At 69.5% G+C, this 13,750-nt stretch carries 15 protein-coding genes; 6 read left to right on the forward strand and 9 right to left on the reverse strand.

Going from position 1 to position 13,750, the window contains the following annotated elements:
• Window positions 1-42: 42 nt before the first annotated feature.
• The 8 genes from tsf to CyaNS01_RS06590 all read right to left on the reverse strand — a co-directional run bounded on the left by tsf (window position 43) and on the right by CyaNS01_RS06590 (window position 6,579).
• On the reverse strand, window positions 43-699 hold the full coding sequence (tsf, locus tag CyaNS01_RS06555) for a translation elongation factor Ts (protein ID WP_186699781.1): 657 nt from the start codon (window positions 697-699) through the stop codon (window positions 43-45).
• A 68-nt stretch (window positions 700-767) separates the two neighbouring features.
• Entirely contained in the window at window positions 768-1,478 is a 711-nt protein-coding gene (gene rpsB, locus CyaNS01_RS06560) for a 30S ribosomal protein S2 (protein WP_186699783.1), read from the reverse strand.
• A 194-nt stretch (window positions 1,479-1,672) separates the two neighbouring features.
• On the reverse strand, window positions 1,673-2,605 hold the full coding sequence (locus CyaNS01_RS06565; RefSeq protein ID WP_186699785.1) for a glycosyltransferase family 2 protein: 933 nt from the start codon (window positions 2,603-2,605) through the stop codon (window positions 1,673-1,675).
• 180 nt (window positions 2,606-2,785) lie between these two features.
• Window positions 2,786-2,941: a hypothetical protein gene (locus tag CyaNS01_RS06570; RefSeq protein ID WP_186699787.1), complete on the reverse strand. Its 156-nt coding sequence runs from the start codon at window positions 2,939-2,941 to the stop codon at window positions 2,786-2,788.
• A gap of 53 nt (window positions 2,942-2,994) precedes the next feature.
• Window positions 2,995-3,717, reverse strand: a complete 723-nt coding sequence (locus CyaNS01_RS06575; RefSeq protein ID WP_186699789.1) for a DevA family ABC transporter ATP-binding protein — start codon at window positions 3,715-3,717, stop codon at window positions 2,995-2,997.
• Complete coding sequence (gene devC, locus CyaNS01_RS06580) at window positions 3,717-4,889, reverse strand: ABC transporter permease DevC (protein WP_186699791.1); 1,173 nt, start codon at window positions 4,887-4,889, stop codon at window positions 3,717-3,719. Before devC ends, CyaNS01_RS06575 begins: the two co-directional genes overlap by 1 nt.
• Window positions 4,889-5,776: an HlyD family efflux transporter periplasmic adaptor subunit gene (locus CyaNS01_RS06585; protein WP_370561691.1), complete on the reverse strand. Its 888-nt coding sequence runs from the start codon at window positions 5,774-5,776 to the stop codon at window positions 4,889-4,891. The genes devC and CyaNS01_RS06585 overlap by 1 nt, the downstream gene beginning before the upstream one ends.
• Window positions 5,777-5,820: 44 nt before the next feature.
• Complete coding sequence (locus tag CyaNS01_RS06590) at window positions 5,821-6,579, reverse strand: phycocyanobilin:ferredoxin oxidoreductase (RefSeq protein ID WP_225875867.1); 759 nt, start codon at window positions 6,577-6,579, stop codon at window positions 5,821-5,823.
• A gap of 49 nt (window positions 6,580-6,628) precedes the next feature.
• Between CyaNS01_RS06590 and CyaNS01_RS06595 the strand changes: the two genes are divergently transcribed.
• Genes CyaNS01_RS06595 through CyaNS01_RS06605 form a run of 3 tightly spaced genes read left to right on the forward strand, consistent with a single transcriptional unit; the run spans window position 6,629 to window position 10,126 of the window.
• Window positions 6,629-7,903, forward strand: coding sequence for a pitrilysin family protein (locus CyaNS01_RS06595; protein WP_225875868.1), 1,275 nt, complete (start codon window positions 6,629-6,631; stop codon window positions 7,901-7,903).
• Window positions 7,900-9,210 (forward strand): pitrilysin family protein, encoded by a 1,311-nt coding sequence (locus tag CyaNS01_RS06600; RefSeq protein ID WP_186699797.1) that lies wholly within the window; start codon window positions 7,900-7,902, stop codon window positions 9,208-9,210. The genes CyaNS01_RS06595 and CyaNS01_RS06600 overlap by 4 nt, the downstream gene beginning before the upstream one ends.
• Window positions 9,211-9,235: 25 nt before the next feature.
• Window positions 9,236-10,126, forward strand: coding sequence for a ferritin-like domain-containing protein (locus CyaNS01_RS06605; protein WP_186699799.1), 891 nt, complete (start codon window positions 9,236-9,238; stop codon window positions 10,124-10,126).
• A gap of 30 nt (window positions 10,127-10,156) precedes the next feature.
• Here CyaNS01_RS06605 and CyaNS01_RS06610 read toward each other — a convergent pair whose 3' ends face one another.
• Window positions 10,157-10,459 (reverse strand): NAD(P)H dehydrogenase assembly family protein, encoded by a 303-nt coding sequence (locus CyaNS01_RS06610; RefSeq protein WP_186699801.1) that lies wholly within the window; start codon window positions 10,457-10,459, stop codon window positions 10,157-10,159.
• Between the two features lie 101 nt (window positions 10,460-10,560).
• Here CyaNS01_RS06610 and CyaNS01_RS06615 point away from each other — a divergent pair, with 101 nt between their 5' ends.
• From CyaNS01_RS06615 to CyaNS01_RS06625, 3 genes are read left to right on the forward strand one after another with little or no spacing between them, the layout of a single operon-like run.
• A complete protein-coding gene (locus CyaNS01_RS06615) occupies window positions 10,561-11,136 on the forward strand; it encodes a biotin transporter BioY (RefSeq protein WP_186699803.1) in 576 nt (191 codons plus the stop codon).
• On the forward strand, window positions 11,133-11,600 hold the full coding sequence (gene lspA, locus CyaNS01_RS06620; RefSeq protein WP_186699804.1) for a signal peptidase II: 468 nt from the start codon (window positions 11,133-11,135) through the stop codon (window positions 11,598-11,600). Before CyaNS01_RS06615 ends, lspA begins: the two co-directional genes overlap by 4 nt.
• Complete coding sequence (locus CyaNS01_RS06625; protein ID WP_186699806.1) at window positions 11,593-13,749, forward strand: transglycosylase domain-containing protein; 2,157 nt, start codon at window positions 11,593-11,595, stop codon at window positions 13,747-13,749. The genes lspA and CyaNS01_RS06625 overlap by 8 nt, the downstream gene beginning before the upstream one ends.
• Window position 13,750: the final 1 nt, after the last annotated feature.

The raw sequence follows: 13,750 nt of genomic DNA on the forward strand, positions 1-13,750 counted from the left end.
CGGTCCGCTGGGATGGATCGGATCGGGTCGGGGTCCAGCAGATCAGGAGGCCTGCATGGCGGCCACCTCGGCGGCGAAGTCCATTTGCTTCACTTCAATCCCCTCACCGAGATTGAAGCGTACGAACCGTCGCACCTGGATGTTCTCCCCCACCTTGCCGGCCACCTGCTTGACCAGTTCAGCCACACTGAGGGTGTTGTCCTTGATGTAGGGCTGATCCATCAGGGCCAGTTCCTTGAGGCGCTTACCGATCCGGCCGGCCACGATCCTTTCCTTCATCTCCTCCTTCTTGCCGGCCAGATCATCGCGGCCCATCTCGATCTGCTTTTCCCGCTCAGCGATCTGAACTGGAATCGCATCGGTGTTCACGTACTCCACCGATGGGCAGGCTGCGATCTGCATCGCCACATTGCGGATCAGCTCCTGGAAGATTTCGCCGCGGGCCACGAAATCGGTTTCGCAGTTCACCTCCACCAGCACGCCAACCCGCGCGCCGGTGTGGATGTAGGAGCCGATGGCGCCTTCGGCAGCGGTGCGGCCCGATTTTTTCTCGGCGGAGGCGATGCCCTTCTGGCGCAGCCACTCGATCGCTTTGTCGGCATCTCCCTTGGTTTCGGTGAGCGCCTTCTTGCAATCCATCATGCCGGCGCCGGTCTTGTCGCGCAGGTCTTTGACCAGCTTTGCTGAAATCTCAGCCATGGGTGAGGAACTCAGGGTGAAAGGGTAGTCAGGGGGCGGAGCGTGGGCTCCGGCTCAGGCTGGTCTGCTCAGGCCTCGTCGTTCTGACCCTGCTCGCCGCCGTGGCGGCCTTCGTTGATGGCATCAGCCAGCCGGCCCAGCACCAGTTGCACCGAACGCACGGCGTCGTCGTTGCAGGGGATCGGCACGTCGCAGAGATCGGGGTCGCAGTTGGTGTCGAGCATCGACACCAGGGGGATATCGAGCTTGCGGGCCTCGAGCACGGCGTTGGTTTCACGGCGCTGATCCACCAGCACCACCACATCGGGCAGGCGCCGCATGCTCTTCAGGCCACCCAGGTATTTCTGCAGGCGGTCGAGCTCGCGGCGCAGCACAGCCCCTTCCTTCTTGGGACGCATGGCGATCGCGCCTGAGGCCTCCATGCGCTCCAGATCCTTGAGGCGCTCGATCCGGGCCCGCATCGTGGTCCAGTTGGTGAGCATGCCGCCCAGCCAGCGCTGGTTCACATAGGCGGCGCCGCAACGGCTGGCCTCCAGGGCGATCACTTCGGAGGCCTGCTTCTTGGTGCCCACGAACAGGAAACGCTTGCCACTGCGAGCCGCACTGCGGACCCACTTGTAGGCGTTATTCATGCAGACAGCAGTCTGCACAAGATCGATGATATGAACCCCATTGCGCGCGCAGTAGATGTAGCGCGACATCTTGGGATTCCAGCGACGGGTCTGGTGCCCAAAGTGGGCGCCAGCCTCCATCATTTCGGAGAGAGTGACAACAGCCATGGTGTGGGGGGTTTCGGGTTTGCCTCCACCTGCCTAGGGATCGAAGCGCTCCACTCTCCGCAGACAGCACCGATTGCGGTGGCGTCCCCGGTTGGGTTGGAGCCCGTGATCACCCGAAACACGCAGGTGTGCGGAATGAAGTTGGACCAGAGCACCTTATCAAAGCGATGCCTCACGGACCCTGGAACATGCGCTCAGGCCAGGCCCTGGCGCCGTGCCTCCAGCTGCAGGGTGCGCACCCCGAGGCGATTGAGAGGAATCCGCAACAGTTCAAGCGCCAGGGCCGCCCGATCGCGGCGCACCAGCCAGGCCAGCACCGGCCTGAGGCTGCGCTCATTCAGCAGGCCGCCCAGGGTGAGCAGCTCCCAGAGCAGGCGGTGATACCAGGTGAACTGGATGATCATCCGCACCCGCTGGCTGGGGTGCTTGCGGAAGAACACCAGGGCCATCCTGGCCCGCTCCCGCTCCACCCGGATCAGGTCGGCGATCTGCTCCAGCCGGAAGGCCGGGTGCCAGTGGTAGCCCACGGCCTCGGGGCAGCGGATCAGCGCCACCCCCAGGCGCCGGAGCCGTTCGCCCAGCTCCAGATCCTCCCAGCCATAGAGCTGAAAACCTGTGTCGAACAGCCCGGCCTGCTCCAGCAGCTCGCGGGCGATGGCCACATTGCCGGTGGCGAAATAGGCCCAGGAGTGATCGCGCAACTTGTGGCGCTCCGCCGTGGGCTCGTTGAAGTTGGAGGTGTTGATCACAGCCCCGTAGGTGAAGCAGCGCTGGTGGCCGAGGCGCTGCCAGGCCTGCTCCAGAGCCTGGGTGTGGCAGAGCAGGAAGCACGGGGTCACCACCAGGTCGCTGTCGATGAACACCACCACCTCGCCCCGGGCGGCCTCAACGCCGCGGTTGCGGCCCGCGGCCGCACCGCCATGGCTCTGCTGCAGCAGGCGCACGTGCGGCAGGGCCGCCGCCTCGGCCTCGATCCAGGCCACGGTGGCGTCGGTGGAGCCGTCATCCACCACCACCACCTCGTAGTCGCCTGCGCTGGCAGGAAAATCCTGCTGCTCCAGGGCCGCCAGGCACTTCTGCAGGATCGGCAGGCGGTTGTAGGTCGGGATGACAACGCTGAGAAACATGAACCCGCTGCAGCGCACCGAACCGGCTGCCATGACCTGGCCACCATCATCATGGTCTGGGCATCACGGTCTGGTCTTCAGGCTCGAGGGCAGGGCCAAGAGAAAGGGACCCCTCGGGGTCCCTGCTCTGGCGCGGAGAGCTGTTCAGCCACCGAGCCACTCGCCAGCCAGGCCGACTGATCAGTCGGCGGCGCCGCCGTTGTTGGCCGTGCCGGTCACGCCGTTACCCACGCCTTCACCGCGACCATCGTTGCGCAGCTTGCGCTTCTTGAACTTGCGCGCGTAGGCGCGGTTGCGTTCCTGTTTTTCCTTCTTCAGATTCCTGCGCTTGGACATACGGGAGGCATCGTGGGGGTTGAGATGACTGGATCCTACTCACCGCCCTTCCCTCAAGGGCCGACGGCCCCCGCCAGCTCCAGGGAGGCCTCGGCCAGCCGGCCATCCTCCATCTGCAGCAGCCGATCGGCCACATCGAGAATGCGGGGGTCGTGGGTCACCATCAGCACGCCGCAGCCCTGCTCGCGGGCCAGGCGGCGCAGCAGCCCCACCACCTCACGGCCGCTCTGGCTGTCGAGGGCGGCGGTGGGTTCATCGGCCAGCAGCAACTGGGGCTGGGCGGCCAGGGCCCGGGCGATCGCCACCCGCTGCTTCTGGCCGCCGGAGAGGTCGTGGGGCAGCTTGTTGAGGTGGTCGCCCAGGCCCACCGCCCGCAGCCACTCGCGCGCCTGATCGCGGCGGGCGCGGTAGCCCAGGCCCGGCAGCAGGTCTGCCCCCATCTGCACATTCTGCTCGGCAGTGAGGCAGCGCAGCAGGTTATGGCCCTGGAAGATCATGCCGATGCGTTGGCGCAGCTGCTGACGGATCGAACGACCCGCCCCGTGCAGCTCGCAGCCGAACAGGCGCACCGAGCCCTCCTGCACCTTGCGCAGGGCTCCCACCAGGGTGAGCAGGGTGGTCTTGCCGCAGCCGGAGGGCCCCGTGAGCAGCACCACCTCCCCTGGCGCGATGGTCAGCGTCACGTCCTGGAGCACCCTGCGGCGCATCTCTGCCTCGCCATACCAATGGCTCAGGCCCTCAACGGCCACCAGGGGCTCACTCGGGGATCGGGCCATCAGAAGATCTCAGCGGGGTCGGCGTCACCGAGGCGGCGCATGGCCAGGGCCGCCGATCCCAGGCACATCACCAGGATCATGCTGAACACCACCGTGGCCCGAACGCTGTTCATGGCCACGGGCAGGTTGGTGCCGTTGCGCACCAGGGCGTAGAGGCCCAGGCCGGCGGCATAGGCCGGCAGGTAGCCCAGCACCGCCAGAATCAGGCCCTCCCGCGCCACCACCCCCAGCAGAATCGGCAGCCGATAGCCCATGGCCATCAACGTGGCGTACTCAGGCAGGTGGTCGCTCACATCGGAATAGAGGATCTGGTACACAATCACGCAGCCCACGACGAAGCCCATGGCGGCCCCCAGGGTGAAGATGAAGCCGATCGCCGTGCTGGTGCGCCAGTAGGTCTTCTCGAACTCCTCGAAGCCCGCCTTGGTGAACAGCCGCACGTCGCTGGGCAGGCTGCTCTCCAGGCGCTGGCGGGTCGCCTCGATGTCACTGCCGGGCCGCAGCCGGATCAGGCCCAGTTCGATGCTGCCCGGGGGCGTGCCCGGCAGCAGCTGCAGGAAGGTCTCGCGGCTGGTGAGGATGTTGCCGTCCGCGCCGAAGGAGGGGCCCAGGGTCACCAGCCCCGACACCCGCACCCGGGTGCCCGCCACTTCGGTTTCCACCGTGCGGCCCTGCTTGAACCACTCGGCGATCGGGCCGAACTCCGGCCTGGAGCGCTCATCGAACAGCACCCGCCCTTTCTGGGTGAGGCTGCGGGCCTTCTCAGCGAGTTCCGGGTCGAGGAACAGGGGATCGGCCGGCTCGAAGCCCAGGGCCAGGATCGAGCGGGTGTTGCCGCTCACGGGGTTGCGCCAGAGCAGCAGGTTCCAGTGCACGGGGGTGGCGCCCTGCACGGCGGGGTCCCCCATGGCATGGATCAACCGGCGCCGGGGAAAGCCAGCCATGCCGATCGAGCTCATGGTGCGGGGACTCATCATCACCAGATCGGCGTCGAAGAGCTTGTGGATCGTGACGCTGGCGTCGAACAGCCCATCGCGGAAACCCAGCTGCATGAACATCAGGATCCCCGCGAAGGAGATCCCCGCCAGGGCCACCGCCAGCCGCAGGGGCTGGCGGGAGAGCAGCAGCCAGGCCAGGGGAATCCGGCGCGCTTGCCAGAGGCGCTGCAACATCAGGGGGTGAAGCGGGCGATCAGCTTGAGGCCCGTGCGGTCGCGCACCCGCTGGGCATCATCGGGGTCGAGCTTCACCCGCACCTCCACGATGCGGGCGTCCACGTCGCCGGTGGGATCGGTCTCGAGCACGGCCCTCTGGCGCACCTGGGGACTGATCCGCACCACCTCGCCGCTGAGCTTGCCCTCGAAGCCGCCGTTTTCGCTGGTCATGGTCACGGCCTGCCCCAGCCGCACCCGGTTGATGTCGCTCTCGTAGACCTCGATCAAGGCCTCCATGCGCTGGTTCGCCCCCAGTTCGAGCACGCCGTCTTCACCCGGGCGCTCGCCGACCCGCGAATGGAGCCGCAGCACCGTGCCGCTGATCGGGGCCCTGAGCGAGGTGAGCTTCAGATCGGCCTCAAGGCGATCGCGCTCGGCCAGGGCCTCCTGCAGCTGACCTTCGAGCTCGAGCAGGGTGGTTTCGCGGGTGTCGAGTTCACCGCTCGGAATGGCGCCCTGGCGGCTCAGGGAGCGGTAGCGGGCGATGTCGCGGGTCTGCACGGTGAGGCGGCTGCGCAGATTGGCGATGCGCACCTCCACCACGCGGCGCTGGGCCTGCAGCGGGGCGGCCGTGTCAAACACCGCCAGCAGGTCGCCGGCGCTCACCGCATCGCCCTCCTGCACCAGAAGACGTGTGATGCGAGGACTGCCGCCGATGCCGCTGATCGGGGCGGCCAGGCTGCGCACCTCGCCGCTCGGATCGAGACGGCCCAGGGCCGCGACCGCCTCCGGGGCGGCGGGCCGCTCAGCGCTGCCAGCGGTCTGGGCCGGCATCGACGTGGACGCGGTCCTCAGCCGCTGCGCCACGGCCCAACCCACCAGCACCACCAGCACGGTGCCGCCCACAGCCAGAAGGAGCCTGCGCCGGGAGGTTTCCACACCCAGCAGCTTCACAGGGCCGGTGGATCGTCGAAAAGCAGCTCTTCGATGTAGCGGTCGGCCCAGTCCGGGCTGAAGGCCTTCTCCAGCACCCGCCGTGTCTTGTCGTTTTGTTTCTGTTGCTTGCAGTACCGGAGCTGGCCGTTCCATCGATCGACGGTAGCGGGGTCGTCCAGGGGCTGAGGCGGGGTGTCCCGCAGCGCGGCGGTGAGCACCTCCAGCACCTCGCCCACCTCGTCGATGAACGCCTGCTCCTCCTCCGGACCCACGGGGCGGATGAAGCGCACATGGGGCGAAAAGATCGAGCCCCAGCCCGGCAGCTCCCGCTCCTGGGCGTAGCTGCGCCGGGGGCGAGCCGCGAGGGCCGCCTCGATGGCTCCAGGCAGGGCGTCAGCCACGGGGGAGAGATCCACGATGGCGGCCGACACCCCGGCCGGTCCGGCCACGATGTCGGCACCGAACACCGGCAGGTCGAAGCGGGGGTCGGGGAAGAGCACGCAGTGCAGAATCTGCAGCCCCGCCCCCAGCCGGGCGGTCTCGAGGTGCAGCTTGCGCAGGCCGCGGCACTGGCGCAGCTCGTTCCGGATGAACAGTTTCTCGCCGTCGAGGCTGCCGCTGATGGCCTCGAGGTCGGGGTCGATGGCCAGGGGGGCCAGTTCTGGCATGCGCTCCCAGCTGGCGCGGATGCGCGCGGCCAGGGCATCCACCAGGGGATGAATGCCCCCGGACTGGGCGCCGCTGCGGGCAGATCCGGCGTCGACGGTGCTCACAGCCGTGTCCCCAGTCAGCAGAATGCAGATCCTGCCACGTCCCTTCGCCTTGCCCCTGGCTTCCACCCCCGTTCTGCTGCCAGGCCTGGCGTCACCGCACATCCACACCCTGCCGAACGGCGCCCGCAGTGTGCTGCTGCCCCTGGCTGACAGTCCCCTGGTGTGCCTCGACTTCTGGTGCCGGGCCGGCAGCGTGTTCGAGGAGTCGGGCGAGAGCGGTCTGGCCCACTTCCTGGAGCACATGGTGTTCAAGGGCAGTGCGCGGCTGGGGCCAGGCGAATTCGATGGGCGGATCGAGGCCCTGGGCGGCAGCAGCAATGCGGCCACGGGCTTCGACGATGTGCATTACCACGTGCTGATCCCCCCGGAGGCCGCCCTTGAGGCCCTGGATCTGCTGCTGGATCTGGTGCTCGAGCCCGCCCTGGTGGACGAGCCCTTTCAGATGGAGCGCCAGGTGGTGCTCGAGGAGCTGGCCCAGAGCGAGGACCAGCCGGACGATGTGGCCCTGCAGCGGCTGCTGCGGCTGGGTTGCGGCAGCCACGCCTACGGGGCGCCGATCCTGGGGGAACGCCAGGCCCTGCTGGCCCACACGCCTGCCACCATGGCGTCCTTCCAGAAGCGCCTGTACGGCGCTGAGCGCTGCGTGCTCGCCGTGGCCGGCGCCCTGGAGAGCCTCGCACCAGCACTGAAGAGCCGCATCGGCGCCAGCCCCCTGGCCGGCCTGCCCCGGCGGGATGAGCCGCCGCGCCGCTCGCCCATGGGCGTGGTGCCGGGCACGCACCGGCTGGCCCTGCCCCGGCTGGAAGCCGCCCGGCTGCTGATGCTCTGGGCCCTGCCTCCCGCCAGCGACCTCGCCGCCGTGATGGGAGCGGATCTGCTCACCACCCTGCTGGCGGAAGGCCGCCGCAGCCGGCTCGTGGCCCTGCTGCGGGAGGAGCTGCAGCTGGTGGAGAGCATCGACCTCGATCTGCACGTGATGGAGTGCGGCAGCTTCGCCCTGCTGGAGGCCATCTGCGAACCCGAGGATCTCGGCGCGGTGCGTCAGGCCATCGACGCAGCCTGGCTGCAGCTGCAGCAGGAGGCGATCGGCGAGCCGGAGTGGCAGCGGGCCCTGCACCTGGTGGCCAACGGCTACCGCTTTTCGCTGGAGTCACCCGCTGGGGTGGCCGGCACCATCGGCAACAACCTGCTCTGGGGGCGGCCCCAGGACCTGGGGCTGCCTCTGGAGCATCTGCACGATTGGACCGCGGACGCCCTGCAGCGACAGCTGGTGCCCCTGCTCGATCCCGCCCTGGCCTGTGTGCTTGAGGCGGTGCCCGCATGAGCAGCTGGACCTGCCTGTCGCTCGCCGGCGGCCTTCCCCTGCTGCTGCAGCAACGACCGGGCGTGGGTCTGGTGGCAGCCCGGCTCTGGATCCGGGGCGGCAGCAGCCGCGATCCCGTTGGCGGCCGGGGCGCCATGCAGCTCCTGGCTGGGGTGATGACCCGTGGCTGCGGAGCTCTCACGGCCGAACAGCTCGCCGACCTGGTGGAGGGCCGCGGCGCCGCCCTGCGCTGTGAGGCCCATGAGGACGCCCTGGTGATCAGCCTCAAGTGCGCCAGTGACGATGCCTCGGAACTGCTGCCGCTGCTGCTGGCGATGGCACGCGAGCCCGGCCTTGCCCCGGAGCAGGTGCAGCTGGAACGGCAACTCAACCTGCAGAGCCTGCAACGCCAGCGGGAGGACCCCTTCCAGCTCGCCCATGACGGGCTGCGGGAGCTCCTCTACGCCAACGGCCCCTACGGCCACGATCCGCTCGGGGTGGAAGTCGAGCTGGAGCAACTCACGGCCGCCGCCCTGGCCCCCCTGGTGGACGACCTCGGCCGCCAGGGAGCCCTGCTGGCCGTCTGCGGCGACCTGCCGGCGGCGGCCGATCTGCAGGGCCAGCTCAACCGCCAGCTGGGCCTGACACCGTGGCAGACAGCCCTGCCCGTGCCCCAGCCGACGGCGGCGGCGGGGACAGGAGTGGCTCCCGTGCTGCTGTGCCAGGACACCGAGCAGGTGGTGGTGATGCTCGGGGCGGCGACTGTGCCTCTGGGCCACCCGGACGCCCTGGCCCTGCGCCTGCTGCAGGCCCACTTCGGCCTCGGCATGTCGAGTCGACTGTTCGTGGTGATGCGGGAGGAACGGGGCCTGGCCTACGACGTGGGCGTGCACCTGCCGGCCCGCTGCGGCCCGAGCCCCTTCGTGTGGCACTGCTCCAGCTCCACTGAGCGGGCTGGGGAAGCGATGGCCGCGTTGCTGGAGGAGTGGCAGCGCCAGCTGGAAACGCCCCTCAGTACCGCGGAACTCAGCCTGGCCAGGGCCAAGTTCCGGGGGCAGGACGCCATGGGCCGCCAGACCTGCGGCCAGATCGCCGATCGTCACGCGCTGGTGATGGGCCATGGCCTGGGCGACGGCTACGTCGCCCGCTCCCTGCTGGCGGCAGAGCAGCTCAGCGCCGATGACCTGCTGGCTGCCGCGCGGCGCCATCTGGCTGAGCCCCGCCTCAGCCTGTGTGGTGCGGCAACGGCGGTGGCGGCGGCCGAGGCCGTGTGGAGCTCCTGGAGCAGCAGGGCAGCGCTGCCGCCGGCGACTTCAGGGAGTCGTTAACGTCAGCCCACGATTCTGGCCAGCAATGCCTGTCACCTATCCCCGGAAGCTCTCGAACAATCTCAGCGCCCGGGACGTGATGGCTCAGGTGGTGCAGAAGCGCGAACTTCAGGTGCTGTTTCTGAATGGCTACCGCTTCAACGAACAGCGCTCCTGCCTGGAGCTCACCAGCCTGATCGAGCTGCTTGACGGTGAGCCGGCCGAACTGGTGCGCGATCTCTCCCACCACGTCAACGATGAGGCCCGCCACGCGGCCTGGCTCACCGACCTGCTCTTCGAGATGGATGTGCCGATCGGCAATCCACCCACGTCCTCCTACATCGATGAACTGAACCGGCTGCTGGACAGCTCCGCATCGGACGGGCGCAAGGACGAGGGCGTCGTGGCTGCCCTGGCCTCCATCAATGCCACGGAAAAGCGCGGCTGCCAGACCTTCTCGGCCCACATTCACGCCCTGAAGAGCGCCCCGGCCAGCGAGGAGAACACCAGGATCCGGGAAACCCTGGAGAAAATCCTGCCGGAAGAAGCCGGCCACGTGCGCTGGGGCAACCGCTGGCTCAACGCCATTGCCAGCCGCAGCCCCGCCGATCGGGCCAGGGTGGATGAGGCCAAGCACCGCTATTCCCTGATTGAGCACGCCGCCTACGCCGCCGGCATGGACATCACCGCAGGTGCCGAACTGCGGCGCCTCTCCAACCTGGTGGAGATCGCCGGCACCATCCCTGCCTGGCAACGGCCCGCCTACCTGCTGGAGCGCCTGCCCCAGACCCTGCTGGCTCCTGACCTGCAGAAGTCCCGCTTCCTGGCGGCCAAGCGCGTCTGGGAGCAGGAACCGGAGCAGTTCTTCGATCGCTTCGTGCCGATGTTCCTGAGCGGCCTGCAGAATCTGCGGCCCAGCGCCAGCAAGGCTGGCTGAAGCAGGGCCGCTCAGGCCAAACGCCAGGACTCAGGGGCTCGCGGGCTGGCCATCAGGGGCAGCCACGAGAGCTGCGGCCGCGATCAGAAATGTGCCGCGCCGGAAGCGCACCGCCAGCTGCCCCATCGAGCGCTGGCCCACCACGGTGCCCACCTCATTCAGATCCACCAGGTCGGGGGGGCGCAGCATCGGCATGGGGTCCGCAGTCTTGAGATAGCGGGGAGTGTGCTGCAGGCACACTGCAGCGCCGATCGCCCAGGCCGGCTCAACCGGTTCCAGGCTCGACTGGGGCTCCTGGCTCGGCTGCTGCTCTGGCTGGGGGGTGCTGGTCATGGTGCGGCGCCGGCAGTGCGCCCAGACGGGCCTGGTCATCATGGTGCCCTGGCAGCGTGTCCACGGCGCGGCAGACTGTGGCCAGACCATTCCTGGACGATTTGCGGGCCCTGGCGAACTGGATTGGAGCGGTTGCAGGCCTGTTGCTGATCCTGGTGGGGGGCCTGATCCAGGCCGCTGTGCCCCTTCCGGTGGGCCAGGGGCAGTGGGCCCTCACGGCCCTGCCGATCACGCTGCAGGTGCCGGCCCTGCTGCTCACGGCGGTGGTCTGCGGCCCCCGCAGCGGCCTGCTGGCCGCCCTGGCCTACCTCACCCTGGGGCTGTTCCAGCTGCCGGTGTTTCAGGGCGGCGGTGGCAGCGCCTATCTGCTGGATCCGGGCTTCGGCTACCTGGCCGGCTTCGTGCCCGCCGCCTGGCTCACGGGCCGGCTGGCCCGGCAGCGCGGCATGGGCGACCTGCTCAACCTCACCCTGGCCAGCGCGGTGGGAGTGGGCGTGATTCAGGTGTGCGGTGCCCTCAACCTGCTGATCGGTGCGTTGGCCGGGCGCTGGCCCGGCGGCGTGCTGCCGCTGCTGATGAGCTTCTCGGTGGGGCCGCTGCTGAGCCAGCTGCTGCTGTGCTGTGCCGTGGCCACCGCGGCGGTGGCCCTGCGCAAGTTGCTGCTGGTGCCCTCATGAGCCGCCAGCAGAGGATCAGCTACCTGCTGGCGGCCGCGGTGGTGCTGGCCGACCAGGCCAGCAAGGCCTGGGCCCAGCAGGCCCTGCAGCCCGGCCTGCCCCGCCCGTTCCTGCCCGGGCTGCTGGAGCTGCTGCTCACCTGGAACACGGGGGCGGCCTTCAGCCTGTTCAGCGGCGCCACCCAGGCCCTCGGCGTGATCAGCCTGGCGGTGGCAGCAGGCCTGGTGGTGGCGATCGCCCGCCAGGGGACGATGCGACTGTCCCGCAGCCTGGCCCTCGGCTTTCTGCTGGGCGGCGCCGTCGGCAACGGCATCGACCGCTGGCGGCTGGGGGCCGTGGTGGACTTCCTGGCCCTGGTGCCGATCAATTTTCCGGTGTTCAACCTGGCCGACATCGCCATCAACCTGGCCGTGCTCTGCCTGGCCATCGATCTGCTGGGCGACAGGGGGTCGCGGCGTGCTTGAAACCCTGCGCCGGCGCTGGCGCCGCTGGCGCCAACCCGGCCAGTGCCAGGTGGAGATCCATGTGCCTGGCCTGCCCAGCCGGACGGTGACGATCCAGAGCGGGGCCTACCGGATCGGCCGCGATGCCGACGGCCAGATTCCGATTGAGCACACGGCGGTGAGCCGTCAGCACGCCTTGCTGGAGCAGCGCGGCGGCGCCTGGCTGCTCTCCGACAACGGCTCCACCAACGGCTTGTGGTGGCGCAACCGCCGCATCCAGCACCTGCTGCTGCGCGATGGCGACACGGTGCGGTTCGGCCCCACCCACCAACCAGGCCTGCCCGAGCTGGACTTCCAGCGCCGCCCCCAACCCCGCTCCCAGCGCCTGCTGCGGGGCCTGGCCCTTGGCCTGGCGGCAGTGGCCAGCGGCGGCCTGGCACTGCTGGCGCTGTCCGTGGCCCAGGGGCCGATCCGCGGCAGCCTGGCCACGGTGCGGGGGCCCCTGGCCCTCTACGACCGGCAGGGCAAGCCGATCAACTCGGTGCAGGGCCTGGAGCACCGCGAGCTGGCCAAGCTGGGCGACTACCCGCCGGTGCTCGTGGACGCCCTGCTCGCCAGTGAGGACGCTCGCTTCTGGTGGCACCCCGGCGTGGACCCGGTGGGCACGGCCCGGGCCCTGGTGACGAACCTCGCCGGCGGCCGGGTGCTGGAGGGGGGCAGCACCCTGACCCAGCAGCTGGCCCGCAGCCTCTATCCCGACCAGGTGGGTCAGGGGGAGACCCTGGGGCGCAAGTGGCGGGAGCTGCTGGTGGCGCTGCAGCTGGAGGCCCTGTTCAGCAAGCACGACCTGCTGCTCAGCTACCTCAACCGGGTGTATCTCGGGGTGGGCTGGGGCTTTGAGGATGCCTCGCGGCACTTCTTCGGCAAGCCCGCCGCCGAGCTGGAGCTGCAGGAAGCGGCCCTGCTGGTGGGCCTGTTGCCCTCGCCGAATGGCTATGACCCCTGTGTGGCGCCCCAGGCCGCCCTGGAATCCCGCAACGCGGTGCTGCGCAAAATGGTGGACTCCGGCCGCCTCGGTGCGGATGCCGGCCGCTCCGCCCGCCGCAGCCCGGTGCAGGTGGCGCCCGAGGCCTGCAAGCGGGCCGCCGAGCGGCGCGGTGCGCCCTTCTACACCGATCAGGTGCGCCGCGACCTGCAGGACCTGGTGGGTCCGGCCGTGGCGGCCGAGGGCAATTTTCTGATCGAGACCCACCTCGATCCAGGCGTCCAGGAGCAGGTGGAGCGGGTGCTGCGGCAGCGGCTGAACAGCAGTCGTGGACTCAATGTGAGCGAGGGTGCCGTGGTGGTGCTCGATGTGCGCAACGGTGGCATCGTGGCGATCGCCGGCGGCCGCGACTACCAGCAGAGCCAGTACAACCGGGCCTCGATGGCCCAGCGCTCCCAGGGCAGCACCTTCAAGCTGTTCCCCTACCTGGCGGCTCTGGAGCGGGGCGCCGGATCCGGCGATGGGGTGAACTGCGGGCCCCTGCGCTGGCGTGGCCAGACCTTCAGCAGCGACTGCAGCGGCAAGCTCAGCCTGCTGAGCGCCTTCGCCCGCAGCAGCAACACCGCCGCCCTGCGCACCGCCCAGAAGGTGGGCCTCGAAGCCGTCGTGCAGCAGGCCCGGGATCTGGGCGTCACCAGCCCCCTCAGCCCCATCCCGGGCCTGGCCCTGGGCCAGAGCGAAGTGACCCTGCTGGAGCTCACCTCCGCCTATGGCGCCGTGGCCAATGACGGCACCTGGCACGCCCCCAGCACGATCAAGCGGCTCGTGGACGCCGAGACCTGCCGGGGCAAGGATCCCGCCAGCTGCCGCCGCGAGGCGGCCGAGAGCGCGGCCAGCACCGCACCGGGCCGGCGGGTGGTGAGCGAGAAGACAGCGCGCTCCATGCAGCAGATGCTGCGGGCCGTGGTGACCAGCGGCACCGGGCGGGCAGCGCGGCTCGGGGGCCGCGAAGGCGGCAAGACGGGCACCAGCAACGAGAACCGCGATCTGGTGTTCATCGGGATCGCTCCCGAGCGCCACTGGGTGGTGGGCGTGTGGCTGGGCAACGACGACAACAGTCCCACCCGGGGCTCCAGTGCCCTGGCTGCCGGGCTGTGGGCCGAGATCCTGCGCGCCACCTCCTGAA

The sequence above is a fragment of the Cyanobium sp. NS01 genome (genome assembly GCF_014280235.1).
Lineage (GTDB): Bacteria > Cyanobacteriota > Cyanobacteriia > PCC-6307 > Cyanobiaceae > NIES-981.